This window comes from Thermophilibacter immobilis (assembly GCF_015277515.1).
Lineage (GTDB): Bacteria > Actinomycetota > Coriobacteriia > Coriobacteriales > Atopobiaceae > Thermophilibacter > Thermophilibacter immobilis.
Genome location: NZ_CP063767.1, coordinates 1,596,447 through 1,620,256, shown reverse-complemented (window position 1 = coordinate 1,620,256; position 23,810 = coordinate 1,596,447). Strand labels below are relative to the sequence as shown.

Genomic DNA, 23,810 nt, shown 5'->3' with positions numbered 1-23,810 from the left:
GGAACGATTCTTGCACTCAAGGCGGAGCGCGATACGATAATCAAGATTAGTAAACGCGATTGGCAAAAGGCTGTCCTATCGCCGTCGCCGGTATCGAGGAAAAAAAAAGGAGCTGGTTCTATGAGTTCGAGCAAAGAAAAAGCTACGAGCCAGAAACCAAACGTCGTATTCGCCGCGGCTGCGGCGCTCGTGCTCGTGGCCGCCGTCTTTGGTCTGGTGGCTCCGGGGACCTTTGCCGCGGTCGCGAACGCGGCCTTCTCGGGAATCACGAATGGCTTCGGGTGGCTGTACCCACTCGCCATGACGCTCTTCGTGGTCTTCTCCATATGGGTGGGTTTCTTTAGCAAGTACAAGAACATGCGCCTGGGTCCGGACGACTCACGTCCCGAGCATAGCACGGGCGCGTGGTTTGCCATGCTGTTCTCCGCTGGCATGGGTGTGGGCCTCGTGTTCTGGGGCGTCGCCGAGCCGCTCGGCTTCTTCGTGAACCCCCTGGGCGCCGAGCCCGGCACGGGTGACGCCATGCGCTTCGCGTTCTCCAAGGACTTCCTGCACTGGGGCCTGCATCCCTGGGCCTGCTACGTGGTGATCGCCCTTGGACTCGCCTACATGCAGTTCCGCAAGAAGCAGCCCACACTCATCAGCTCGCTGTTCACGCCGCTCATCGGAGAGAAGGGCAGCCGCGGTCCCCTGGGCAAGGTCGTGGACGTCTGCGCGCTTTTGGCCTCCGCCGGCGGCGTGTGCACCACGCTCGGCATGGGCGTGCTGCTCATCAACTCCGGCCTCACGTACCTCTTTGGCGTTCCCCAGTCCATGGCGCTCATGATCGGCATCATCGTCGTGTTCTCGGTGGTCTACGTGACGCTCGCGGTCGCCGGCGTGGAGAAGGGCATGGGAAAGATCTCCAACGCCAACATCATCATCGCCGTCGCGGTCGCCGTCGTCTTGTTCCTCGTGGGGCCCACGGTCGACATTCTCAACAATCTCGTCGAGGGCATCGGGGCCTACATCTCGAGCTTCGTGGCGGACTCGTTCAAGATGGGTGCGTTCGGCGACCACGACTGGTACGCGAACTGGACCATCTACTACTGGGCGTGGTGGATTGCGTGGTCCCCGTTCACGGGTGCCTTCATCGCCCGCATCTCGCGCGGGCGTACCGTCAAGGAGTTCGTGGGCGGCGTACTCTTCGTGCCTGCCATCGTCTGCATGGTGTGGTTCGCGATCTTCGGGACGCTTGGCATGAACCTTGGCCTGGACACGGCGGCCGCCGCCCTCGCCGATACGGCGACCTCCCTGTTCTACGTGATTGCTCAGTATCCGCTCGGGCGCATCATCGCCATGGTGATGCTCGTGCTCACCTGCACGTTTTGCCTCGCGAGCGCCACGGGCGCCTGTACTTCCCTGGGCATGTACTCGGAGAACGGTACACTCAATCCCTCCAACCGCACCAAGGTCGTGTGGGGCGTGCTCCTGGCCGTGCTTCTGGCAGCGCTTTTGCTCTCGAGTGACGACGGCCTGGGCATGCTCAAGACGCTCTCCATCGTGGTAGGCTTCCCCTTTGCGATTATCAGCATCGTGGCCATGGTGGCCCTGATCAAGGCGTTCAAGGGCGAGGACACGGTTGCCATCGAAGCCGCGTACAAGGCCTCGCTCACCGAGGGGGACTCCCCGGAGAAGGACGTTCCCGCCTCTGCGGATGCGTCCGCTGTTGCCCAGTCTGCTAACGGAACGGCGGAGGAGAGATAGTCCCATGGGAGTTGTCGCGTGGACGCGCCAAGATGCCGTGGTGATGGACGAGCTCGAGCGTACGGGTCACTACCAGGTGCGCGAGAAGTACGTGCGCATCAAGAATGGCTCCATATCCGACTACTACCTGGGGCTGTATCACTGGCTCACGCAGGGATGCCGCTCTCGCGTCTCCATGCCGTCTGACGCGACCCTGCCCATCTGGCTCGCCCTCACCGAGGCCCAGAAGCTCGGTGCGGCGCCCGGTTGCGTGACGCTCGAGCTTGAGGTGCCCGAGGAGAGCCTCTTCGTGCTCGACTACGACCTCTGGGGCTATCGGGTCAACAACTGGTACATCCCCCGCGACCCTGCCGACGAGAGGGCCTACAACGACGAGCTCGCGCGTATGGGAATCGCCAACGAGGCCCTGCTCGTAATGGGTGGACAGGGTAACTACTACCCCCAGCTGCGCACCAAGCTCACGCGCAGCTGGGGGCGCGTCTTCGAGGGTCCCAACGAGGACATGGACCATAACGTGGGCGTGATATGGGAGATTCGCCCGGAGTGGGTGAGGGACGTGGTGCGCCATGAGTAGCGGCGGCGCGAGGTCATTTGCCCCGGCCTCGGTCGCACGTCCCGACCTTGTGGTCGACGGGCACGTGGAGATGTGGGCCGTTCAGACTCCGGTCGTTCTCGACGCGCTCGAGCGCGACGGGTCGAGCATGGTGCGGATGTCCTACATCGACAAGAAGTACGGCGAGACGGCCTGGTCGTTCAAGACCGCCTACGCGTGGTTCTCGCGTGAGTTTGCGCGTGCGGTCGAGCGTCCCGAGGGCGCTGAGTCGCCCGTGTGGTTGTATCGCGATTCCTCATGGGCCGCAGCCGGACAGGACTGCGTCACCCTGCACCTCCTGATTCCCGCCCAGGAGCTGGTCATGTTCGATTTGCGCCCGTGGACACGCATCCTGAGCCTCGAGTACCTTGGCCAGGACGAGAGGGACGAGGACGCCTTTGCTGCCGAGCTTGCCCGCCAGGGTGTCTCGAGCCCTGCAGAGGCCTTGCGCAGCTCTTTCTATCCGCTGGTCAAGCGGGGCGTCATCGCGTCATGGGAGCGTCTGCTCACCAGCGCGGACGGCTGCCCCGAGACGTATCTCCAGGGCGGCGTCTGGTGCCTCAAGAAGGAGTGGCTTCTGCCGGAGTAGGGGTGCGCCGCGGATTTGGCGGCTGCGTTTTCATCGCTCTTGTGCAGGGCCTTGTCAAGAGCAATTTCAGGTCATGTGCTGGAGCCTTTTTGTTGAGCTGACACCTGCGGAGAAGAACGTCCTCCCTGTGCCGTGTCTTTGTCCGTGGATGCCAATTTGAGATGGGCCGCGATCTTTCTCCGAGAGATGCCCCTAAATCAAAAATCGCACTGCAAAAAATTGCGCGACGAGTGCGTGAGAGGCGCTAAACCTTGGGGATGTGGGGGCCTTGAAGCGTATGCCCCCGGGATCCCAATGAGTGCCCCTGGAAAATCTCGAGCGGCTTATGCGGGCTAGCCAACGCGCTGGAGGTCGTGGTCGCGGATGGAGCCAGCCCAGACGGGGAGCTCGAGGCCCGCTGCGTGCAGCTCGGCTGCTAGGCGGCGCGCTAGGTCAAGGAGCTCGTGGTTCTCGGCCTGGTTGACCACCACGACGTCGGGAGCCAGAAGCCCCTCCTGGCACTCCCGGGCGACGACGCGGGCGACGAGCTCCGGGGTCGCGAGGTCATCTGGCGCGCAGGCGGCCCGTGCGCAGAAGAGCTCCGGACGATGGGCGGACTCGCTCGCGGGGCGCGAAAAACCGCTCGCGCCCACAACGAGCATGCAGCGCGCGCTACAGCTGGGCACGACGGGTTCGTAGGGGGCGTGAGCCTTGATCGGCAGCCGCTTGGAGCCATCGGCTTCGATCAACACGTGATCGGCGAGCTCGGCGAGCCGCTCGACGGGGAGGGGAGAGGGCCCGAACTTGCCATTCTCGCTAAAGGAGCCCACGCAGGCTACGTGTGCCCGGGCCAGCGCGCGGCCGAGCGAGGCCTCGTCGGGTGAGCTCACGAGCTCAATGCCCTCGAAGGGCATGATGTGCGTCGTGGTAGTCAGGATGACCGAGCGCCCGTGCGCGACAAGCTCCTCGGCCAGCGCGCGCAGGAGCGTCGTCTTACCTCCACTCCCCACCACGGACGTGACGCCGACGGGAATTCCGAGAGAATCCATACAATTCATTAGGCAACCTGACTTATAGTATGTGGCGACCTACGACAAACAATTGTGACGGACTCCATAGGGGCATCGTTGTTGTTTTTTAACTATAACGGTAATTGCAGGGAGAGGGAAGCCACGACTATGAGAGGGTTTGGTCACGTAAGCGGGGCGGTATGGTCTCAAAAATAGAATCGTCTGCGAAAGACTCCGTGCGAAGAGACGAGCCCTCGTCCTTCGACGTCCGCCGCTGGTCTCGTTGGGTCATACTCGGGCTCAGCGTCGTGGCGCTTCTCGTCCTCTTCGTTCTGACGCTCGGCATCGGGCGCCTGTCCATCTCGCCCGGCGTGGTCGCCGGCATCCTCGGGCACGACCTGTTGGGCCTTCCCGCCTCCTTCACGGATGCCGAGCACACGGTGGTCATGGTCGTGCGGCTCCCACGTCTGGTCGCGGCGTGCCTCGCCGGCGCGGCGCTTTCTGTGGCTGGGGCGGCCTATCAGGGGCTCTTTCGCAATCCCATGGTCTCGCCGGACATCCTCGGTGCGAGTGCGGGCGCGAGCTTCGGCGCCGCCCTGGCGCTTCTGCTCGGCCTGGGCACGCAGCTCGTGCAGCTCTCGGCCTTTGGCATGGGGTTTCTGGCCGTGGCGCTGACCATGGGGCTGGCGCGCCTCCTTTCTCGGGGACGCTCGAACACGCTCATGCTCGTGCTCTGCGGCCTGGTCGTGGGGACGTTGTTCCAGTCGTTCGTCTCCATCGTGAAGTACACGGCCGACCCGGACTCGAAGCTCCCCGAGATTACGTACTGGCTCATGGGCAGCATCGCCAAGGTCACCTGGGACGACCTCGCCGCGCTTGCCGTCCCGCTCGTGGTGGGGGTCGTGCCCATCCTGGCCGTGCGCTGGCGCCTGAACACGCTTGCGTTCGGCGAGGATGCGGCCGCGTCGCTCGGCGTGAATGTGCGCGTCCTGCGCGGCCTGCTCGTCTTCTGCGCCACGCTGCTCACGGCCTGCGTGGTGGCCATGGCCGGCGTCGTGGGCTGGGTGGGCCTCGTGGTCCCGCACGTGGCGCGCTTTCTGGGTGGCTCGGACAACCGCGTGGCGGTGCCGCTCTCGCTCGTGGTGGGCGCGGCCTTCCTGCTCGTGGTAGACACCGTCTGTCGCACGCTCATGGCTAGCGAGATTCCGCTCGGCATTCTCACTGCGGTTATCGGCGCGCCGTTCTTCGTCCTCGTGCTGGCGCGCACACAGGGGAGGGGGAGCCATGAGTGAGCGGCCCAGGTCCGCCGAGCTTGAGCTGCGGCATGCGGACTGCGGCTATGCGCGCCACGTCGTGCTGCGTGACGTGAGCTTGGGGTTTCGCGCGGGGGAGGCCTGCTGCCTGCTTGGCCCCAACGGCGTGGGAAAGACGACGCTCTTCGGGACCCTGCTCGGCCGGCTTCGCCCGCGCAGTGGGCAGGTTCTCGTGGGCGGGCGTGATCGCGCGACCGTGTCCGACCGGGATTTCGCTCAGATGGTGGCCTACGTGCCCCAGGCGACCGACGTCCCTGCCGACCTCACGGTGCTTGACGTCGCGCTGGCCGGGAGTGCCTCGCGCGTGGGCCCTCTGGGCGCGCCGGGCCGCGAGGAGTACGAGCGCACGGAGGAGGTGCTCTCCCAGCTTGGGATCGAGCGGCTGCGCGATCGCAGCTTTCAGGAGGTCTCGGGCGGAGAGCGACAGATGGCCCTCATCGCCCGCGCGCTCGTGCAGGGCGCGCGCATCGTGCTCATGGATGAGCCCACGGCCTCGCTCGACTTTGGCAACCAGGTGCGCGTGCTCTCGTGCGTGCGCTCCCTCGTGGCCGAGGGGCGCGGCGTCGTGATGACCACGCACAATCCGGAGCACGCCTTTCTGTGCTGCTCACGGGCGGTGCTGCTGTGCTCCGACGGGCATCTCGAGGACGGTCCGGTCGAGGAGATCGTGCGCGAGGAGGCCCTGCGTGCGACCTACGGCGTGGGCGTGCGCATAGGCGAGGTCACCATGGGCGACGGCTCACGCGTGCGCGCCTGCGTGCCGGAGCTGGGCTGAGATCGTAGATCGCTTCTATAACGAGCGCCCGGAAGGCGCTCACAAGAAGAAGGAGCAGGACATGGGTCAGAACCAGAGAAACGCGAACAACGAGATCGGCGAGAACGACGTGCGGCAGGCGTCTGGCCTCTCCCGTCGCGACTTTCTGCGGGGAGGCGGGCTTCTCGGCGGCCTCGCGGCGATGGGTAGCCTCGCGGGCTGCGGCGGCTTGCAGTCGGACTCGACCTCGGACGCGGGTGCTTCCGAGGACGCCTCCACGGCCGCCACGCACACGGTGACGGACATGGGAGGCACCGAGGTCGAGCTTCCCGTGGAGATCACGCAGTACGCGGACGGCTGGTTCGCACACAACGAGGTCTCCATCATGCTCAACCAGGCCCAGGGCATGGTGGCCACGCACTGCGACCCCAAGAGCTTTCCCTGGATGTACCAGGTGGCTCCGAACATGAGCCAGGCCACCACGATGTTCGGCAAGGACTTCAACTACGAGGACCTTGTGGCGCTTGAGCCGCAGGTGGTCTTCGACTCCACCGACGATCTGCGCGACAAGCTCGCGAGCGCCGGAATCCCCCTGGTGAACTGCATGTTCAAGACGTTCGACGAGATGAGGCAGTCCGTCACGCTCACGGCCGAGGTCTTTGGCGGGGACGCTCCCACCATCGCGCAGAACTACGTCGCGGAGCTCGACCAGGCCCTCTCCGATACGAAGGCCCAGACGGACGGGCTCACCGACGACGAGCGCCCGAGCGTGCTGCATGGCAACTCCGTCTACACCCTCACGCTCGACGGCACGGGCACCATCATCGACAACTGGATCGAGGTGGCCGGTGGCAGAAACGCCAATACCGAGTCGACCGTGGGCAACGCCCAGGCCACGTTCTCGCTCGAACAGGTGATTGGCTGGAATCCCGACGTCATCATCACGGGCAAGGCGGACGAGGTCGACCAGATCCTCGCCGACGAGGCGTGGGCCGACATCAGCGCCGTCAAGAGCGGACGGGTCTACGTGAACCCGAAGGGGGTCTTTGGCTGGGATCGCTACGGCGTCGAAGAGCTGCTCCAGATTCAGTGGGCCGCGGCGACCCTGCACCCGGAGCTCTTCTCGGACCTCGACATGCGACAGAAGGTCTCCGACTTCTACGCGACCTACCTCGACTATCAGCTCACCGACGACGAGATCGAGCGCATCCTCACCGCGCAGGACCCGGCATAGGGTCACAGACCGCTGCCCGCCAAGGACGTGACGCCTAGGGGATTCGAGAGAATCCATACAAATTATTTGGTATCATGACTTATAGTGTGAATGGTTCTTGCGAGGCGTTTTATGAGCAGGACCACGGGTTCAAGTGGGAATGCGTTGTTGTTATTTTACTATATCGGCTGAGGCAGGGCAGATGTTCCGTCTCAGCCACGCGCGGCCGCGAGGACGGGCGCGCAGAGGGGAGAGCCTCATGCTCGTCGAGATTCGCGGGGCGGGAGACATTGCCACCGGCGTCGCGCTCAGGCTGCATCGTGCGGGATGCGATATCGTGATGTGCGACCTGGCTGTGCCCACGTCGATTCGCCGCACGGTGAGCTTCTCGGAGGCGATTCGCCTGGGCTCGTGCGAGGTCGAGGACGTGCGGGCCGTGCGGGCCAAGGACGTTGAGGACGCTCGCAAGATCGTGGTGTCCGAAGAGGTGGCGGTGCTCGTGGACCCCGGGGGCTCCTCGGCCGCCGAGCTCGTCCCCGACGCGCTCGTGGACGCGATTCTGGCCAAGAAGAACCTGGGGACCACGCCCGACATGGCGCCCGTGGTCATCGGTGTGGGCCCCGGCTTCACGGCCGGCCGCGACTGCCACGCTGTCGTGGAGACCAAGCGCGGCCACTACCTCGGTCAGGCGATCTACGAGGGCTCCGCGGCTCCCAATACGGGCATCCCCGGCGTTATCGCGGGGCATTCGGCCGACCGCGTGCTGCGCGCCCCCGCCGACGGTATCTTCGAGCCGCGTCTCGCCATCGGCGACGTCGTGCGCGCCGGGCAGGTAGCCGCCGTAGTCTCCGGCGTGCCCATGACCTGCACCATCAACGGTGTTCTCAGAGGGCTCCTCCAGGAGGGCGTCGAGGTCACCTGCGGCATGAAGTCCGGCGATATCGACCCGCGCTGCGAGCGCGCCCACTGCTTCACCTCGTCCGACAAGGCGCGCGCCGTGGGCGGAGGCGTGCTCGAGGCGCTCTGCCACCTGACGGGGGGCCTGAGAGCGTAGGGGCCGCGACGCTCCCTCTGCAAGGACTCTACCTTTTGTCATGCCTAACGTTGAGTTTTTATCAATATAACGGTGTACCTGCACGAAAAGGACTCGTGCTAGAAGAGGACACGTATTCGAACCAAGGGAGAGAAGATGGGAAAGATTAAGGAAGCCGCCCGTAGGATTACCGGCGGGGCTGCGGTCGTCGGCATGGCCGCGGTGCTCGCGGCCTGCGGGGGCAGCGCCGCCCCCACGACCGATACCACTGCGAGTACGGACCAGGCCGCCGAGAAGACCCCGATCGTTGTCTTCGCCGCCGCGTCCATGACCGAGAGCCTGACCGAAGCTGGCGACCAGTTCATGGCTGCCAACCCCGAGTACGAGGTCACCTTCAACTTCGACTCGTCGGGCACCCTCAAGACCCAGATCCAGGAGGGCGCGGACTGCGACGTGTTCATCTCGGCCGGCCAGAAGCAGATGGACCAGCTCGACGCCGCGGCCTCGACGGACGTCAACACCGAGGGCCTCGACCTGATCGACACCGCCACGCGCTTTGACATCCTGGAGAACAAGGTCACGCTCGTCGTGCCCGAGGGCAACCCCAAGGGCATCGAGAGCTTCGACCAGCTCGCCGAGATGCTCCAGTCTGGCGACGTCCTCATGGCCATGGGCAATTCCGACGTCCCCGTGGGCCAGTACACTCAGAAGATCCTGGCCTACTACGACCTCGACGAGGATACGCTCGCCAGCTCCGGGTCCGTCACCTACGGGACCAACGTCAAGGAGGTCACCTCCCAGGTATCCGAGGGCGCGGTCGACTGCGGCATCATCTACCAGACCGATGCCCACTCCGCCGACCTCACGGTCGTGGACTCCGCGACCGCCGAGATGTGCGGCAGGGTCGTCTACCCGGCAGCCGCGACCAAGAACGCGGGCGACCCCGATGGTGCCGCCCAGTTCCTCGAGTTCCTCCAGGGTTCCGAGGCGTCGGCCGACTTCGAGGCGGTCGGGTTCACGCCGCTCGCCAGCAAGTAGCGAGCAGGCGCTCGGTAATCGTGGCCGCCATGCACGCCGGCATCCGTCGACGACGTGGCGGCCTTGTAGGAGGAGGAGCTGTCGAGAGGGACATGGACTGGTATCCGCTCATAAACTCGGTGCGCATCGCGCTTATCTCGACCGTGATCGTGTTCTTCCTGGGCGTCTGGCTCGCCAACGCCGTGGTGCGCGCGCCGCGCGTGGTCAAGGGCGTGCTCGACGTGGTTCTCACGCTGCCGCTCGTCCTGCCCCCGACCGTGGTGGGCTACCTGCTGCTGCTCCTTCTGGGCCCCAAGCGACCCCTGGGCATGCTCGTGGCCCAGCTCCTGAATCTCAAGCTGACCATGGTCTGGTACGCCGCGATCTTCGCCACGGTAGTCGTGAGCTTCCCGCTCATGTACCGCACGACGCGCGGTGCCTTCGAGTCCTTCGACCAGACCCTCGCCGATGCCGCCCTCACCCTGGGCCACTCCGAGCGCTGGGTCTTCTGGCGTGTCAAGATGCCCTCCTGCGCGCAGGGGATCATGGCCGGCGGGGTGCTCGCCTTCGCCCGTGCCCTGGGAGAGTACGGGGCCACGGCCATGATCTGCGGCTACACGCCCGGCTACACGGCCACGGTTTCCACGACGGTCTACCAGCTCTGGCGCACCGGCGACGACGCGGGCGCGCTTACGTGGGTCCTCGTGAACCTGGCCATCTCGGCCGTGGTGCTGCTTGCCATGAACCTCCTGGAGTCCAGGAGCGGACGAGCGCGTGGGAGGGGGGCGAGGGCATGAGCCTCCTGGTCGACATCCGCAAGCGCCTCGGGGACTTCTCGCTCGACGTCTCGTTTGCGACGGACGACGCGCACGAGACGCTCGCCCTCCTGGGTCCCTCGGGCTCGGGGAAGTCCCTGACCCTCAAGTGCATCGCCGGCGTGCTGACCCCCGACGAGGGACGCATCGTCCTCAACGACCGCGTGCTCTTCGACGCGGCGGCGCACGTGAACTTGCCCCCGCAGCGCCGGCGCGTGGGCTACCTCTTCCAGCAGTACGCGCTGTTCCCCACCATGACGGTTGCGACCAACATCGCGGCCGGGGTCCTGGGCGCGAGCCGCGTGGAGCGGGCGCGCCGCGTGGCCGAGCAGGTGCGCGCCTTTCGGCTCGAGGGGCTCGAGAACAAGCGCCCCGCGCAGCTCTCCGGCGGCCAGCAGCAGCGCGTCGCCCTGGCGCGCATCATGGCGGGCACGCCCGAGCTCATCCTGCTCGACGAGCCCTTCTCGGCGCTCGACGGGCATCTGCGCTGGCAGATCGAGCTCGAGCTCACTGACGTCCTGCACGCGTTTCCCGGAGGCACCGTCTACGTGAGCCACAACCGTGACGAGGTCTACCGCATGTGCGACACGGTCTGCGTGGTCTCGCAGGGCCGCTCCGAGGACAAGCTCACGGTGGCCGGGCTCTTCGAGACACCCCGGACGCTCGCGGCGGCGCTCATCAGCGGCTGCAAGAACATCTCGCGCGCGCACGCGGAGGCAGACGGGCAGCTCACGTGCACAGATTGGGGCATCACGCTCGCGGCTGCGCAGCCGGCGGGCGCGGACGTGACGCACGTGGGCGTGCGCGCCCACTACTTCGAGGTCGTGGGGGCGGGCACCTCGGGAGCGTTAACGGGCTCGAGTGATAACCTAGTTCCCTGTCGCGTCGCGCGCGTCATAGACAGCACCTTCTCCACGATCGTGATGCTCCAGACGCCCGGGGCGGCTCAGCTGCGCTACGAGTGCGAGAAGGACGCGTGGGCGGCCCTGGGTGACCCGTCCGAGCTCGTGGTCCGCGTGGCGCCCGCGGACGTGATGCCCCTTCGAGGAGGAAACGATGCGTGACAAAGAGGGGAGGGCCATCGAGTACCTGCGGCTCTCGGTGACGGATCGCTGCAACTGCCGCTGCACCTACTGCATGGCCGCCGACGGCGTGCCGATGCTCTCCCATAGCGACATCTGCTCCTTCGAGGAGTTCGTGCGCATCACGCGCGCTACCTGCGAGCTCGGGGTGAGAAAGGTCCGCCTCACCGGCGGCGAGCCGCTCGCGCGGCTGGGCATCGTGGACCTCGTGGGCATGCTGCGGGCGATTCCGGGCGTCGAGGAGCTCGACATGACCACGAACGCCACGCTGCTCGCGCCGATCGCGTCCGACCTGCGCTCCGCGGGGCTCGACCGCCTGAACGTGAGCCTGGACTCGCTCGACCCCGCCCGCTACGAGAAGATCACGCGCCGGGGGCACCTCGCCGACGCGCTCGCCGGGCTCGAGGCGGCGCGCGCGGCGGGATTCACGGGGACCAAGCTCAACTGCGTGCTCATGGGCGGCGTCAACGACCGGGACGTTCCCCGGCTGGCCGCGCTTGCGCGCGACCACCCCGTTGACGTGCGCTTCATCGAGCTCATGCCCATGGGGCCGGCCGCATGCTGGCCGCGGGCGCGCTTCATGAACGCCGAGACGGTGCTCGAGGCGGTGCCCGAGCTGGTCTGCGTGGACCACGACGGCGTGGCCGAGCTCTTCTCGGCGCCCGGGTGGGCCGGGCGCGTGGGGCTCATCCGTCCCATGAGCTGCCGCTTCTGTGCCGGCTGCACGCGCATCCGCGTGACGGCAGACGGCAGGCTCAAGCCCTGCCTGCACTCCGCGACCGAGGTCAACCTGCGCGGGCTCGACGAGCAGGGGCTGCACGAGGCGCTTCTCGCCGGCATAGCCGCCAAGCCGGCGCATCATAGCATGGACGAAGCCCACGTGAGCGAGTCTCTGCGGGCCATGAACGAAATAGGGGGATGAGCGTGGACGATCTGACGCACGTGAACGAGCAGGGGCGTGCCCGCATGGTGGACGTCTCGGCCAAGGAGAAGGCCGCGCGCACCGCGCGCGCGGCGGGTTTCGTCCGCATGGCACCCTCGACCGTGGAGCTCGTGCGCACGGGAGGCTCCAAGAAGGGCGACGTCCTGGCCGTCGCGCAGGTCGCGGGCATCATGGGCGCCAAGCGCTGCTCCGAGCTCGTGCCCATGTGCCATCCCATCCAGCTCACGGGCGTCGACGTGCGCTTCTCGCTCGAGCCGGGCGGCGTGGGCATAGAGGCGACCTGTCGCTGCTGCGGCGAGACGGGCGTGGAGATGGAGGCCCTCACGGCCGTCTCGGTCGCGGCCCTCACGGTCTACGACATGCTCAAGGCGCACCAGCGCGACATGGTGATCGAGGAGGTGCGTCTGCTCGAGAAGGACGGAGGCAAGTCCGGGCACTTCGTGGCCGGCGGCTCCTCCGCCCCGTGCGGCACGGTCGTGGCCGTGAGCGTGAGCGAGAAGAAGGGTACGCGAAAGCGTCCCGTGGACCAGATTGAGCTCGTCGTGGGCTCGGGCGTGGCCGGGGACGCGCACGCGGGGTCTTGGCACCGCCAGGTGAGCCTTCTGCCCGACGAGGCCGTGGACACGATGCGCTCGACCTTTCCCGACCTGGGGGCCGGCGACTTCGCCGAGAACGTGCTCGTGCGCGGCCTCGACCTCAAGCTCCTGCCGGTGGGCACCGTGCTCGAGGTGGGTACGGCCGAGCTCGCCGTCACGCAGATCGGCAAGACCTGCCACAACGACTGCGAGATCCGCCGGCTCACGGGGACGTGTGTGATGCCCTCCGAGGGCATCTTCGGCGTGGTCACGCGGCCGGGCGTGGTCAAGGCGGGAGATGCCGTGCGCGTGAGGGACGTGTAGGCGCCCCTAGGCTGACGTTCGTTCGTGGGGTCCGAGGGCCGGCAGGGGGTCGGCGGGAGAGGAGAGGTCATGAGGCTCGTGCACACCGAGGAGGCCGTGGGGCAGGTGCTCTGCCACGACATGACGCAGATCATCCCGGGCAAGAGCAAGGGTCCGCGCTTCAAGAAGGGGCACGTGGTCGCGCCCGAGGACGTGGACGTCCTTCTCAGCATGGGCAAGGTGAACCTCTACGTCTGGGAGCTCGAGGAGGGCATGGTCCACGAGGACGACGCCGCGCGCCGCATGGCGGCGCTGCTCCTAGGACCCCACACCAAGGTGGCGGGACCCCCCTCCGAGGGAAAGATCAACGTGGTCGCGACCGCAGACGGCGTCCTGTGCGTGGACTCCGGGCGCCTCGTGGCCGTGAACTCGTCCGACGAGGTGATGGTGGCCACGAGGCGCGGGAACTTCGGCGTGCGCGCGAGGGACGTGCTCGCCGGGACGCGCGTGATCCCGCTCGTGATCGCGGAGGATCGCCTCGCCGCCGCTGAGGCTGCTGCGGGTGCGGAGCCGCTCCTTGCGGTGGCGCCCTACGTGCTGCGGACGGCCGCCGTCATCGCCACGGGTTCCGAGGTGGCCTCGGGCCTCATCGAGGACCGCTTCACGCCCGTGATCGTGGACAAGCTCGCAGGTTACGGGATTGAGGTTGGCTTTCGCGCGACGCCGGGGGATGAGGTGGACTCTGTGGTCGACGCGATCGACGTGGCGCGCGCGTCCGGCGTCGATCTGGTGGTCTGCACGGGCGGTATGAGCGTGGACCCGGACGACAACACCCCTGGTGCTATTCGCCGCGCGGGCGCGCGGGTGGTCACCTACGGCTCGCCCGTGCTCCCGGGCGCGATGCTGCTCGTGGGCTACTTCGACGGGGCCGTCGGCGCGCGTCCGATTCCCGTGCTCGGCGTCCCGGGCTGCGCGATGTACAGCAGGGCCACGGTGCTCGATCTCATCCTGCCGCGCGTGGCGGCCGGGATCGAGCTCGAGCGCCGGGACTTTTCGACGATGGGCGAGGGCGGGCTGTGCCTCGGCTGCAAGCCGTGTACCTACCCAACCTGCCCCTTTGGGAGGTAACCATGGCTTTTGATGCACGCGAGGGTCAGTTCGCGCCCGCTGACGGGAGGGGGCGCGCGGCCGCGGTCATCACCGTGAGCGACCGCGCCGCGCGGGGCACCTACGCCGACGCGTCCGGTCCCGCACTCGCCGACCTCCTCGAGGGGCGCGGCTACGCGGTAGCCCCCGTTCGCGTGGTGCCGGACGAGCGCGCCCTGATCGAGGAGGCGATCAGAGACGCTGTGGCCCAAGACATGGCGCTCGTGCTCACCACGGGCGGCACGGGCTTCTCGTCGCGCGACGTCACGCCCGAGGCCACGACGGCCGTCTGCGAGCGCCTGGCACCCGGCATCCCCGAGGCCATGCGCACCGCATCTGCCGCCATCACCGAGCGCGCCTGCCTCTCGCGCGAGGTCGCGGGCATCTGCGGGCGCACCCTCATCGTGAACCTCCCCGGCAGCCCCAAGGCGGCCGTCGAGAACCTCGAGGCCGTGATCTCTCCGATCGCCCACGGCCTCGAGATCCTGCGCGGGGGGCCTGCCACCTGCGCGCGGTAGGAGCGCACGCGTCTCCTTGCGGGGACTTTTCGCGGGAGCCTCAAGAAAACCTATTAGGCTGCCTAACTTCTGGTTAGCCTATGCTGCCCCTAGAGATGACGCATGCGGAGTCCGTGCCTATCGCCATTCTTTTAAGAATGTAACGACAGCTCGAGGCGAGAAATCAAGTTGACCCATCGAGAAGAGAAGAGGGGACCCATGTCCGGACAGCTTTCTGACGTCATGTTCGCCGCGGCACTGGAGGCCGAGCTCGCAGCGGGTCGGCCCGTGGGCCTCGCGAGCCTCCTGGCCGCGCGAGGCTCGATGCCGCGCCGCGAGGGCTCTCGCCTGGCCGTGCTGGCCGATGGCACGTTTCTGGGGACCGTGGGGGGCGGGCGCATCGAGCAGATCGCCATCGAGCGCGCTCACGAGCTCGTGAGCGACCCCGAGCCCCGCGCACGGCTCGAGTGGGAGACACATGCCAAGACCGGCATGGCGTGCGGTGGCGACGCGCTCCTGGCCACGCGCAGGCTCAACGGGCGTGACCGTGCGGCCCTGTCCGCGCTCCTGGGGCTTCTTCGCGCCCATAAGGCTGGATGGGTCGTGGAGGACTGGCACGACGCAAGCGCTCCCGAGCTCAGGGTCGTGAGCGCCGAGGGCACGGATGCCCCCTCCGAGCCCCTGCCCGACGTCGTGGTCTTCGACGAGCAGACGGCCCGTCTCACGGAGCCCGTGGGACCCGACCCGGTGTGCTACGTCTTTGGCGGTGGACACGTGGGCCAGGCCCTTGTGGGGGTGCTCGCCTCGGTGGGCTTTCGCGTGGTGGTCTACGATGACCGCCCCGAAACGGCGCTGCCCGAGCGCTTTCCCGCCGCCGAGCGGGTCGTCTGCGGTGACTTCCGGTCCCTGACCGACCAGGTGGGCGTCACCGCCCGCGACTACGTGGTGATTCTCACGCACGGCCACGCCGCCGACATCGACGTGCTCGAGCGCGTCCTGCCGACTCGTCCGGCCTACGTGGGCTGCATCGGGAGTCGCGCCAAGGCGGCCCTCGCGCGCAAGGTCCTCATTTCTCGTGAACTCCCCGAGACCCACGTCGATGCCATCCACCTGCCCATCGGCGACAAGATCGGCGCGGTCACCCCAGCCGAGATCGCGGTCTCCATTGCCGCCGAGATGATTCGCTGTCGCGCCGAGAGACGCCCCCACGCCGTGTATGTGCCGTCCGAGCCGCACGTCGGGTAGGCCGGGAGGAGCGCCCCGTGCCCTTCTCGCCCAGACGGACGTCGCGTAGCCGGCGGTTCGACGTGGCCTCGCAAAAAGGGTCCCATCCATTCGGACGGGACCCTGCTGGCTGGGAGGTTTTCCGCGTGCTAGTTCTCGTCTGCGGCGAGTGAGGAGTCGGCCTCGGCGCGCATGCGCTCGATGCGGCGGAAGAGGCTCTCCTTTTGCTCGTAGGTGTGCGAGCGTGCGATGTCACCCGCGTCCTCGGTGATGAAGCGGAAGAAGAAGTGACCGTCGAAATCCTCGTAGATGCGAAACTTGGGGGACTTCTCGCGATCGAAGGCATCGACGGTCGCGTCTTCTATCTCGGCGTCCGGGGCGCTTGCGCGCACGCACTCGATGCCCCTCTCGCACTCCTCCTTGGACGGGAAGATAATCGACGACACCAGGATGTGACCATTGCTCGCGCACAGGTTGAAGCAATAACGTCCCTCGTTTTCAACCACCACGTACTGACCCATGTCCCTCACCACCAAACTTGTTGTTTGAACTGATTACATAATGGTAGGTCGTTCCCGCGCCTGCGGACCCGCGAATACGGTCAACGGCCGCTTTTGTCGGGCGGAGGTGGCAAACGGGGATACGCGGGCCTGATTGCCACTGCGAGGATGGCCCCTGCGCGCCCCCCCCGCACGCGCGTATGCTATCCTCACGCCACGCACGTGAAGAGGGAGGCACCATGAGAAGGCTCCTCGTGATCGAGGACGATGCCCGCATCAGAGACGAGCTCTGCCTCCTTCTGGAGCGCAATGGCTACGAGGCGCTCGCGCCCACGGAGCTCTCCGATGTGGCGACGCAAATCCTCTCGATCGCGCCCGATCTCGTGCTGCTCGACCTCAACCTGCCGGGCGTCGACGGCCAGTACGTCTGTCGCGCGGTCCGCCACAAGAGCCAGGTCCCCATCGTCGTGGTGACGAGTCGCGACAACGACATGGACGAGCTTCTTGCCCTGTCCCTGGGCGCGGACGACTTCGTGGCCAAGCCCTACAACAATCAGGTGCTCCTGGCCCACGTGGCGTCGGTCCTGAAGCGTGGCTACGGGGAGCAGGAGCTCTCCTCCCAGATCACGCACGCCGGCGTCACGCTCGACACCGCGCGTTGCTGCGTGAGCGCTGCGGGGCGCACGGCGGAGCTCACCAAGAACGAGCTGCGCATCCTCGCCCTGCTCATGAGGAGCGCCGGCTCCGTGGTCTCGCGCCAGCGCATCCAGGAGGAGCTTTGGGCCACCGACGAGTTCGTCGATGACAACACCCTCACCGTCAACGTCTCCCACCTGCGCCAGACCCTCTCCCAGATCGGCGTCGAGGGCCTCGTCCGCACCCGGCGCGGCATGGGCTACCTGGTGGAGTAGGGCTATGGGACCGGGGGCCTATCTCAGGGACCGCGCCGCCCCGCTGCTCGTGGGCGCGCTCTCCCTCGCGTTCGTGGCGCTGGCCCTGGTGGCCCATGGGGTCGAGCCGTCCCTCGTCACGTTCGTCTGCGTCACGCTGGGCGTGGCCGTGCTGGTCGCGCTGGCCATGGACTACGCGCACCGGCGCGGCTTCTATCGCGAGCTCACCCAGACGATCGACGCCCTCGACGAGAGCTACCTGGCCACGGAGCTCCTCGAGCGGCCGGGCCCCACCGAGGCCCAGCTCTTCTACGACGCCCTCTCCCACGCGTCGCGCGACATGCGCGGCCGCGTCGCGGACTCCCGGCACCGCCAGCGCGCCTATCGCGAGTACGTGGAGACCTGGGTCCACGAGATCAAGACCCCCATCGCCGCGGCCCGCCTCGTGGCGCACAACAACCCCTCCCCGGCGTGCGAGTCCATCGACGAGGAGCTCGATGTCATCGAGGGCTACGTCGAGCAGGCGCTCTACTACGCGCGCTCCACCTCGCTCGACCGCGACTTCCAGATCAGGGAGGTCGACCTCGGCGAGGCGGTGAGAGACGCCGTTCGCCACAAGGCGCGCACGCTCATCGCTGCGGGCGTGACGCCCGAGCTCGCGAGCCTCGACTTCACGGTGCGCGCGGACCCCAAGTGGCTCTCGTTCGTGGTGGGACAGGTGCTCGCCAACGCCGCCAAGTATCGCAGGCCCGGCGCGGGCGCGGCCCACGTGCGCATCTCTGCCACACGTCGCAAGACGGGCCTCGACGCCTGGGAGACGCAGCTCCGCCTTGCCGACGACGGGATCGGCATTCCGGCCGCCGATGTGGGCCGCGTCTTCGACAAGGGCTTCACCGGCGAGAACGGCCGCCGCTTCGCGCGCTCCACCGGCATAGGGCTCTACCTCGTGCGCGAGCTCTGCGAGAAGATGGACCTCGAGGTCTGGCTCGAGTCTGCCGAGGGGCGGGGCACCACGGTCTTCATCGGCTTCCCGGAGTCAGAGACCCATCGGCCGCGCTAGTCCGCGGCGGGCCTGCGGAAGCCCCTCCTGCCTTGGGTTCTCCAGACGCCCCACCAACCAAGTTAGCCATTCTTTACTTCTGGTGTTAGCACCCCGTGCGAAGGGGTATGTCTTGCCCTGTCCATCAATTACAGAGTGAAAGGAACAACGTCATGGCCGTATACACGCTCCCCGATCTTCCTTACGACTACTCCGCACTTGAGCCCTTCATTTCGGGCAAGATCATGGAACTGCACCACGACAAGCATCACCAGACCTACGTCAACGGTGCCAACGCCGCCCTCGAGCAGCTCGAAGAGGCGCGCGACAAGAACGACTTCGCAAACGTGAGCCGCCTGGAGAAGGACCTCGCCTTCAACCTGGGCGGCCACATCAACCACAGCGTCTTCTGGAAGAACCTCTCACCCGACGGAGGGGGCAAGCCCGACGGCGAGCTCGCGGCCGCCCTCGACGAGCACTTCGGCTCCTTCGAGAAGTTCCAGGCCCACTTCACGGCTGCCGCGACCACGATTCAGGGGTCCGGATGGGCTCTGCTCGGCTGGGACAGCGTCGCCCGTCGCCCGCTCATCTTCCAGCTCTACGATCAGCAGTCCAACGTGCCCGCGGGCATCACGCCGATCATCCAGCTCGACATGTGGGAGCACGCCTACTACCTGGACTACCTTAACGTCAAGGCTGACTACGTCAAGGCCTTCTGGAAGATTGCCAACTGGGCCGACGCCTCCGAGCGCTTCGCCCAGGCGAGCGCCTGATTTTCTCCTCCTCTGGTCTGCTCGTCACTAAGGTGCCCCTGCTCGCACGTCTGCGCGCAGGGGCACTCTTCCGTTGCGGCCTCTTCTCGGCAGGTTCTTCTTGCGGCTCTTCTCGGCGAGCCTGCCGGGGCGCACAGAACGGGCTCTCAAAGGAGCCGTTCCGTGCATAACGGCAGGCTCGGCGGGCCGCGCATGCCCAGGTGACAAAAACGTAAGGGGCCGATAAGCCAGTCCGATGGCGCGCGGACCCGTGCGGGCGCAGTATCGTAGGCGACTGACCATCCCGTCGAAGGGAACCATCGTGGCCTCACACATCGCGCCGGACCCGGCGCCCGCCCACGTCCGCGCCGCCAGCAGCAGGGGCGCGGCCAGGGCGCGCCTGGCGCTGTCCTGCAAGGAAGTCGAGAAGCTCTACGGGAGCCGCTCCAACGTCACCCGCGCCTTGGCCGGCGTGAGCTTCGACGTGGCCGCCGGCGAGTACATCGCCCTTATGGGACCGTCGGGCTCCGGCAAGACGACGCTTTTGAACTGCATCTCCACGATCGACCGACCCACCTCCGGTCAGGTCCTGGTGGACGGCCAGGACGTCTGCGCGCTCAAGTCCGGCCAGCTCTCACGTTTTCGCCGCGAGCGCCTGGGCTTTGTCTTCCAGGACTCCAACCTGCTCGACACCCTGACCGCGCGCGAGAACGTCGCCCTGGCCCTCACCATCAACCGCGTCTCGGCGCGCGGCATCCCCGCGCGCGTGGAGGCCGTGGCTGAGCGCTTGGAGATCTCCGACGTCCTCGACAAGTTCCCGTACCAGATGTCGGGCGGCCAGAGGCAGCGCGTGGCCGTGGCCCGCGCGATCGTGGGCGACCCCACGCTGGTCCTGGCCGACGAGCCCACGGGCTCCCTCGACTCCAAGAACTCGCGCCGCCTCCTGGAGAGCTTCGAGGCCATGAACGAGGACGGCGCCACCATCATCATGGTCACACATGACTCGTCCGCCGCGAGCTACGCCCGGCGCGTCCTGTTCGTCAAGGACGGCCGCCTCTTCAACGAGGTCGTGCGCGGGGACAAGACGCGCAAGCAGTTCTTCGACCAGATCATGGACGTCGTCTCCTTCCTCGGGGGGGAGGACGCCGATGTACGCTAGGATCGCCCTCGGAAACGTCCGCAAGTCCTTCCGGGACTTCTCGGTGTTCTTTTTGACGCTCGCCTTTGGCGTCTGCGTGTTCTACGCCTTCGGCTCGATCACGGAGCAGACCGCCGTGATCGATCTTGCCGCCGACCAGCGCAGGCTCGTCGGGCAGATCGTGGACATTCTCAATGGCGTCTCGGTTTTCGTCCTGGTCATCCTGGGCTTTCTGGTGGTCTACGCCAACCGCTTCCTGATCCGCCGGCGCAAGCGCGAGTTTGGCATCTACCTCACGCTGGGCATGGACCTCTCGCGCGTGTCGCTCATCATCGTGGTGGAAACGCTCGCGGTCGGTGCTGGCGCGCTCGCGGCGGGGCTCGTCCTGGGTGTGGGGCTCTCGCAGCTCATGATGTACGTCACCGCTCGGCTCTTTGAGGCCACGATCTCGGAGTTCGCCTTCGTCTTCTCGTCGGTCGCCTGCGCGCGCACCATCCTCTGCTTCGCGGTGATCTTCCTCGTGACGCTGGTGTTCAACGTGTTCACGGTCTCGCGCTACAAGCTCATCGACCTCATCAACGCCGACAGGGTCACCGAGCGGGTCAAGCTGAGGAGCCTTCCGGTCTCCGTCGTCTTGTTCGTGTGCTCGGTGGCGCTCATCGGCGTGGCCTATCGCACCCTCCTCGATCACGGCATGCTGGAGGAAGGGCCGTACTTTGGCATCGCGACGGGGCTCGTTACGGTGGGCACGCTCCTGTTCTTCTTCTCGCTCTCGGGCTTTCTGCTGCGCCTCGTGCAGTCGAGCAAGCGGGCCTACCTCTCGGGCCTCAACATGTTCACTCTGCGCCAGCTTAACAGTCGCATCAACACGGCATGGCTGTCCATCTCGCTCGTCTGCGCGATGCTCTTCCTGGCCATCTGCAGCGTGTGCACGGGGTTCTCGGTGGCGACGGGTCTCAACGAGTCTGCGCTGCGATCCTCGGTCTATGACGCGAGCCTCTTCACGTATCCCTCGGGCCTCTCCGTGGGCTACACGCAGGGTGCCGCCGCCGACGACGGCTATGACATGGTTGCCGCCCTGCGACGTGACGTGCCCGACTGGGATGCGCTCGTCTCCGCCGCGCAGCAGGTCGACGTCTACGGACGGCCGGAGGATGAGGCGCTGCCCACCATGGGATGGTTCGTGGGCAACACGGACTACGCCTGGGGTGCGACCATGGGCCAGGCGCTCGAGGGTTCGGGAGACACGCACGTCAACGTGGTGCGCGTCTCCCAGTACAACGCCCTGCGCGCGCTCGTGGGGGAGGAGCCGGTCGACTTGGGCGATGATGGCTGCCTCCTGTGGGTTGACACCCTCTCGCTCAAGGACTTCTGGAACGCCGCGACCGAGCAGAACCCCACCGTGAGCGTCTGGGGCCGAGAGCTCGCCTTCACGGGTCCGCGCGTCGTCGACGAGGCCCTCTCCGACGGGAGCGGCGGCACGACTACGGGCGTCCTGGTCGTGCCCGACGACGCGGTCCCCGCGGGCGAGGTTCCGGTCCGATCCCTCCTGAACGTCTCTTACGGCGGCGCGCGCGAGGACGTGGAGCCACGGTTCACCGACGCTCTGGACAAGGACTACGCAGACGTGTTCTACACGCAGGACGACGGCGTCTTCCCCTGGCCCGTCTTTAGCTACACTACGGCCCTGTCCACCCTCGCCGAGGCGAGCGGCACCACGGTCATGGTGAGCTACCTGGCCATCTACATTGGCTTCGTCCTGCTGGTGAGCTGCGCCGCCGTGCTCGCGCTCCAGCAGCTCTCCGAGGCCGCGGACAACGTGGGCCGCTACCGCCTGCTTCTCGAGCTCGGTGCCGAGCGGCGTATGGTCAACCGGGCCCTGCTCGTGCAGATAGGCATCTACTTCCTGTTCCCGCTTGTGGTGGCCGTGGCCCATGCGGCGGTGGCCCTCTCCGTGGTGAACGACATCGTGTTCCTGATGACGGGCTTCCAGATCGGCACGGCGCTCATGGTGACCGTTGGTTTCGTGGTCGTGCTCTACGGGGGCTACTTCCTCGTGACCTACCTCACGTCCAAGGGCATGCTCCTGCGCGGGCACGAGCGGGGGTAGGGGCTGGCGGCTCCCGGCGCGCGGCGCGTCTCTGACTCGGCCGCGCCGCGCGCCGGATTCCGCGTCCTTGTCGTCGGGCTTCTCGGCCCGTTGCCACGCCCCTCTCGTCCCCACCGCCACGATTGGCGCGCTTTTTTGATGCCTGGCACACCTTTTTGGACCGACTCTGACGTTTGGCCAGTTGGCAATCGAATTGAGCCGATACGGTGTACGTACCATGCGCCCCAATATCAAAAATGCTCCACAATCCTGAGTGGAGCCCCTGAGAGGCTCCTTCAAGACGGCGGGGCCCTGTAACAGTCCATACTGAGAAAAAGCGGCTGGCACGCATAGGGTGCCAGCCGCGCTGCTCTTATCACGAAAAAGCCCGCTCAGTCCTTCTCGCCCTTGAGGGAGGCATAGAAGGTGGCGTGCTCGAAGGCGTCCTTGATGGTCTTGCCATGGATGAAGGGGAGGGCGAGGAACTCGTCAACGGTGGGGACGAGCTCGGAGCAGTCCACGAAGTGGTTCTTGTCGTTCCTGCGACTGGTGTCCTGGGCGCGCCAGGCCTCGTAATTGGCGTCGGTGAGGTAGTAGACGGACGAGTCGATCCTCATGTAGACAGAGTGATTGCAGTGGAGGTACTCGGCCAGGTCGGCGTAATTGATGTCGAGGGCCTCGGCAGCCTTCTTTCCCATGGCGGTTCCTTTCTACGGACTACCAGACGGACATTACTGAAGACTATAACCTCCACGGCCACGTGCCATGCGTCGGTTTGGGAAATGGCGGCAAGTGTGGGGGCGGGCGGTCACACAGCGCCGGCGAGAAGAACGCGCTCCAGCTCGGTGGGGGCGTCCACGATTGTGGTGGCGCCTGCGCGCACGAGCCAGCCCCTCTCACGGAAGCCCCACGAGCATGAAAGACAGCTGCACCCGACGTTTTGGGCGGTTTGGACGTCGACCTCTGAGTCGCCTACGTAGACGAGTCCCGCGCGCTCGCCGCCCATGCGCTCGAGCGCCACGTTGACCATGTCGGGCGCGGGCTTCTTGCGGATGCCGGCCTCCTCGCACTCGCCGAGCACACAGTCGAAGGTGCCGGGAAACTGTCGTTCGACGAGCTCCTGCACCGCGAAGTCAGCCTTGTTTGAGACCACGGCCACACGCACGCCGGCGTGCTTCAGGTGGTCGACGAGCTCGATGACGCCGGGGTAGGGAGCCGTGTGGTCCTGGCAGTGCGCGGCGTAGTGGCGCTTGAACTCCTCGAGGACCGCCTCGACGGTCGAGGCGTCTGCGGGGTGCTCGCGATCCTCGTTCACTGAGCGCTCTATGAGCCGACGGATGCCGTTGCCCGTGAAGAGGCGCACCTCGTCGGTCGTGCGCGCGGGAAGGTGCGCCCGCGCGAGCGCATGGTTCACAGATGCCTCGAGGTCGGCCAGAGTGTCAAGCAGTGTCCCGTCGAGGTCGAACACCACCGTCGTGTAGGGATCCATGGCGCCCCTTTCTGTTGGCTGGGCCTAGCGTAGCACGGGGGTTTGGTGCCGAGACCGCGCGCGGCGACGAGCCCGCCGCCCA

General features: G+C 66.7%; 24 protein-coding genes. 20 read left to right on the top strand and 4 right to left on the bottom strand.

All coding sequences use genetic code 11. From position 1 onward, the window contains the following. Window positions 1-120: 120 nt before the first annotated feature. The 3 genes from INP52_RS07295 to INP52_RS07285 are packed head-to-tail and all read left to right on the top strand — an operon-like array spanning window position 121 to window position 2,927. A complete protein-coding gene (locus INP52_RS07295) occupies window positions 121-1,746 on the top strand; it encodes a BCCT family transporter (protein WP_194370427.1) in 1,626 nt (541 codons plus the stop codon). A 4-nt stretch (window positions 1,747-1,750) separates the two neighbouring features. Then, the gene (locus INP52_RS07290) at window positions 1,751-2,320 is read left to right on the top strand and encodes a DUF3841 domain-containing protein (protein WP_194370425.1); all 570 of its coding nucleotides are present in this window, start codon (window positions 1,751-1,753) and stop codon (window positions 2,318-2,320) included. Next, complete coding sequence (locus INP52_RS07285) at window positions 2,313-2,927, top strand: DUF3841 domain-containing protein (protein WP_194370423.1); 615 nt, start codon at window positions 2,313-2,315, stop codon at window positions 2,925-2,927. Before INP52_RS07290 ends, INP52_RS07285 begins: the two co-directional genes overlap by 8 nt. 332 nt (window positions 2,928-3,259) lie before the next feature. Here INP52_RS07285 and yqeC read toward each other — a convergent pair whose 3' ends face one another. Next, on the bottom strand, window positions 3,260-3,955 hold the full coding sequence (gene yqeC / locus INP52_RS07280; protein ID WP_194370422.1) for a selenium cofactor biosynthesis protein YqeC: 696 nt from the start codon (window positions 3,953-3,955) through the stop codon (window positions 3,260-3,262). Window positions 3,956-4,152: 197 nt separating this feature from the next. Between yqeC and INP52_RS07275 the strand changes: the two genes are divergently transcribed. From INP52_RS07275 to INP52_RS07220, 12 genes are all read left to right on the top strand, one after another. Continuing rightward, window positions 4,153-5,208 carry a FecCD family ABC transporter permease gene (locus INP52_RS07275; RefSeq protein WP_228478295.1) on the top strand — a complete coding sequence of 352 codons (1,056 nt, stop codon included), beginning with the start codon at window positions 4,153-4,155 and terminating at the stop codon, window positions 5,206-5,208. Further along, entirely contained in the window at window positions 5,201-6,004 is an 804-nt protein-coding gene (locus INP52_RS07270) for an ABC transporter ATP-binding protein (protein WP_194370418.1), read from the top strand. Before INP52_RS07275 ends, INP52_RS07270 begins: the two co-directional genes overlap by 8 nt. Before the next feature lie 61 nt (window positions 6,005-6,065). Continuing rightward, window positions 6,066-7,217 (top strand): ABC transporter substrate-binding protein, encoded by a 1,152-nt coding sequence (locus INP52_RS07265; RefSeq protein ID WP_194370416.1) that lies wholly within the window; start codon window positions 6,066-6,068, stop codon window positions 7,215-7,217. A gap of 238 nt (window positions 7,218-7,455) precedes the next feature. Further along, complete coding sequence (gene yqeB, locus INP52_RS07260; RefSeq protein WP_194370414.1) at window positions 7,456-8,250, top strand: selenium-dependent molybdenum cofactor biosynthesis protein YqeB; 795 nt, start codon at window positions 7,456-7,458, stop codon at window positions 8,248-8,250. Window positions 8,251-8,385: 135 nt separating this feature from the next. Then, window positions 8,386-9,267, top strand: coding sequence for a molybdate ABC transporter substrate-binding protein (modA, locus tag INP52_RS07255; RefSeq protein ID WP_194370412.1), 882 nt, complete (start codon window positions 8,386-8,388; stop codon window positions 9,265-9,267). Window positions 9,268-9,359: 92 nt separating this feature from the next. After that, window positions 9,360-10,043, top strand: a complete 684-nt coding sequence (gene modB, locus INP52_RS07250; RefSeq protein WP_194370410.1) for a molybdate ABC transporter permease subunit — start codon at window positions 9,360-9,362, stop codon at window positions 10,041-10,043. Continuing rightward, complete coding sequence (locus tag INP52_RS07245) at window positions 10,040-11,125, top strand: sulfate/molybdate ABC transporter ATP-binding protein (RefSeq protein WP_194370408.1); 1,086 nt, start codon at window positions 10,040-10,042, stop codon at window positions 11,123-11,125. The genes modB and INP52_RS07245 overlap by 4 nt, the downstream gene beginning before the upstream one ends. Then, window positions 11,118-12,065, top strand: coding sequence for a GTP 3',8-cyclase MoaA (gene moaA, locus INP52_RS07240; protein WP_194370405.1), 948 nt, complete (start codon window positions 11,118-11,120; stop codon window positions 12,063-12,065). The genes INP52_RS07245 and moaA overlap by 8 nt, the downstream gene beginning before the upstream one ends. Window positions 12,066-12,067: 2 nt before the next feature. Continuing rightward, window positions 12,068-12,985, top strand: coding sequence for a cyclic pyranopterin monophosphate synthase MoaC (gene moaC, locus INP52_RS10155; protein ID WP_194370404.1), 918 nt, complete (start codon window positions 12,068-12,070; stop codon window positions 12,983-12,985). Between the two features lie 69 nt (window positions 12,986-13,054). Then, entirely contained in the window at window positions 13,055-14,092 is a 1,038-nt protein-coding gene (locus tag INP52_RS07230) for a molybdopterin-binding protein (protein ID WP_194370402.1), read from the top strand. Window positions 14,093-14,094: 2 nt separating this feature from the next. After that, window positions 14,095-14,628 (top strand): MogA/MoaB family molybdenum cofactor biosynthesis protein, encoded by a 534-nt coding sequence (locus INP52_RS07225; protein WP_194370400.1) that lies wholly within the window; start codon window positions 14,095-14,097, stop codon window positions 14,626-14,628. A 198-nt stretch (window positions 14,629-14,826) separates the two neighbouring features. Further along, window positions 14,827-15,852, top strand: a complete 1,026-nt coding sequence (locus INP52_RS07220; RefSeq protein ID WP_194370398.1) for an XdhC family protein — start codon at window positions 14,827-14,829, stop codon at window positions 15,850-15,852. Between the two features lie 128 nt (window positions 15,853-15,980). On the opposite strand, the gene INP52_RS07215 is transcribed toward INP52_RS07220, so the two are convergent. Further along, a complete protein-coding gene (locus INP52_RS07215) occupies window positions 15,981-16,352 on the bottom strand; it encodes a YegP family protein (RefSeq protein ID WP_194370396.1) in 372 nt (123 codons plus the stop codon). A 218-nt stretch (window positions 16,353-16,570) separates the two neighbouring features. On the opposite strand from INP52_RS07215, the gene INP52_RS07210 reads away from it, so the two are divergent. The 5 genes from INP52_RS07210 (at window position 16,571) to INP52_RS07190 (ending at window position 22,260) form a co-directional block, all read left to right on the top strand. After that, entirely contained in the window at window positions 16,571-17,242 is a 672-nt protein-coding gene (locus INP52_RS07210) for a response regulator transcription factor (protein WP_194370394.1), read from the top strand. Between the two features lie 4 nt (window positions 17,243-17,246). Beyond that, the gene (locus INP52_RS07205) at window positions 17,247-18,281 is read left to right on the top strand and encodes a sensor histidine kinase (protein WP_194370392.1); all 1,035 of its coding nucleotides are present in this window, start codon (window positions 17,247-17,249) and stop codon (window positions 18,279-18,281) included. Window positions 18,282-18,433: 152 nt separating this feature from the next. Beyond that, on the top strand, window positions 18,434-19,033 hold the full coding sequence (locus tag INP52_RS07200) for a superoxide dismutase (protein WP_194370390.1): 600 nt from the start codon (window positions 18,434-18,436) through the stop codon (window positions 19,031-19,033). Window positions 19,034-19,334: 301 nt separating this feature from the next. Continuing rightward, a complete protein-coding gene (locus INP52_RS07195; RefSeq protein ID WP_228478294.1) occupies window positions 19,335-20,171 on the top strand; it encodes an ABC transporter ATP-binding protein in 837 nt (278 codons plus the stop codon). Then, complete coding sequence (locus INP52_RS07190) at window positions 20,161-22,260, top strand: FtsX-like permease family protein (RefSeq protein ID WP_194370386.1); 2,100 nt, start codon at window positions 20,161-20,163, stop codon at window positions 22,258-22,260. Before INP52_RS07195 ends, INP52_RS07190 begins: the two co-directional genes overlap by 11 nt. A 371-nt stretch (window positions 22,261-22,631) precedes the next feature. Here INP52_RS07190 and INP52_RS07185 read toward each other — a convergent pair whose 3' ends face one another. Together INP52_RS07185 and INP52_RS07180 are read right to left on the bottom strand one after the other, a co-directional pair. Continuing rightward, window positions 22,632-22,937, bottom strand: a complete 306-nt coding sequence (locus INP52_RS07185) for a CDP-alcohol phosphatidyltransferase (protein ID WP_194370384.1) — start codon at window positions 22,935-22,937, stop codon at window positions 22,632-22,634. 110 nt (window positions 22,938-23,047) lie between these two features. Beyond that, window positions 23,048-23,728: an HAD family hydrolase gene (locus tag INP52_RS07180; protein WP_194370382.1), complete on the bottom strand. Its 681-nt coding sequence runs from the start codon at window positions 23,726-23,728 to the stop codon at window positions 23,048-23,050. Window positions 23,729-23,810 lie beyond the last annotated feature (82 nt).

Excerpts from the sequence above, each read along its gene's own strand:
- INP52_RS07295 (WP_194370427.1), top strand. The coding sequence starts at position 121 with ATGAGTTCGAGCAAAGAAAAAGCTACGAGCCAGAAACCAAACGTCGTA.
- INP52_RS07290 (WP_194370425.1), top strand. The coding sequence starts at position 1,751 with ATGGGAGTTGTCGCGTGGACGCGCCAAGATGCCGTGGTGATGGACGAG.
- INP52_RS07285 (WP_194370423.1), top strand. The coding sequence starts at position 2,313 with ATGAGTAGCGGCGGCGCGAGGTCATTTGCCCCGGCCTCGGTCGCACGT.
- yqeC (WP_194370422.1), bottom strand. The coding sequence starts at position 3,955 with ATGGATTCTCTCGGAATTCCCGTCGGCGTCACGTCCGTGGTGGGGAGT.
- INP52_RS07270 (WP_194370418.1), top strand. The coding sequence starts at position 5,201 with ATGAGTGAGCGGCCCAGGTCCGCCGAGCTTGAGCTGCGGCATGCGGAC.
- INP52_RS07265 (WP_194370416.1), top strand. The coding sequence starts at position 6,066 with ATGGGTCAGAACCAGAGAAACGCGAACAACGAGATCGGCGAGAACGAC.
- yqeB (WP_194370414.1), top strand. The coding sequence starts at position 7,456 with ATGCTCGTCGAGATTCGCGGGGCGGGAGACATTGCCACCGGCGTCGCG.
- modA (WP_194370412.1), top strand. The coding sequence starts at position 8,386 with ATGGGAAAGATTAAGGAAGCCGCCCGTAGGATTACCGGCGGGGCTGCG.
- modB (WP_194370410.1), top strand. The coding sequence starts at position 9,360 with ATGGACTGGTATCCGCTCATAAACTCGGTGCGCATCGCGCTTATCTCG.
- INP52_RS07245 (WP_194370408.1), top strand. The coding sequence starts at position 10,040 with ATGAGCCTCCTGGTCGACATCCGCAAGCGCCTCGGGGACTTCTCGCTC.
- moaA (WP_194370405.1), top strand. The coding sequence starts at position 11,118 with ATGCGTGACAAAGAGGGGAGGGCCATCGAGTACCTGCGGCTCTCGGTG.
- INP52_RS07230 (WP_194370402.1), top strand. The coding sequence starts at position 13,055 with ATGAGGCTCGTGCACACCGAGGAGGCCGTGGGGCAGGTGCTCTGCCAC.
- INP52_RS07225 (WP_194370400.1), top strand. The coding sequence starts at position 14,095 with ATGGCTTTTGATGCACGCGAGGGTCAGTTCGCGCCCGCTGACGGGAGG.
- INP52_RS07220 (WP_194370398.1), top strand. The coding sequence starts at position 14,827 with ATGTCCGGACAGCTTTCTGACGTCATGTTCGCCGCGGCACTGGAGGCC.
- INP52_RS07215 (WP_194370396.1), bottom strand. The coding sequence starts at position 16,352 with ATGGGTCAGTACGTGGTGGTTGAAAACGAGGGACGTTATTGCTTCAAC.
- INP52_RS07210 (WP_194370394.1), top strand. The coding sequence starts at position 16,571 with ATGAGAAGGCTCCTCGTGATCGAGGACGATGCCCGCATCAGAGACGAG.
- INP52_RS07205 (WP_194370392.1), top strand. The coding sequence starts at position 17,247 with ATGGGACCGGGGGCCTATCTCAGGGACCGCGCCGCCCCGCTGCTCGTG.
- INP52_RS07200 (WP_194370390.1), top strand. The coding sequence starts at position 18,434 with ATGGCCGTATACACGCTCCCCGATCTTCCTTACGACTACTCCGCACTT.
- INP52_RS07190 (WP_194370386.1), top strand. The coding sequence starts at position 20,161 with ATGTACGCTAGGATCGCCCTCGGAAACGTCCGCAAGTCCTTCCGGGAC.
- INP52_RS07185 (WP_194370384.1), bottom strand. The coding sequence starts at position 22,937 with ATGGGAAAGAAGGCTGCCGAGGCCCTCGACATCAATTACGCCGACCTG.
- INP52_RS07180 (WP_194370382.1), bottom strand. The coding sequence starts at position 23,728 with ATGGATCCCTACACGACGGTGGTGTTCGACCTCGACGGGACACTGCTT.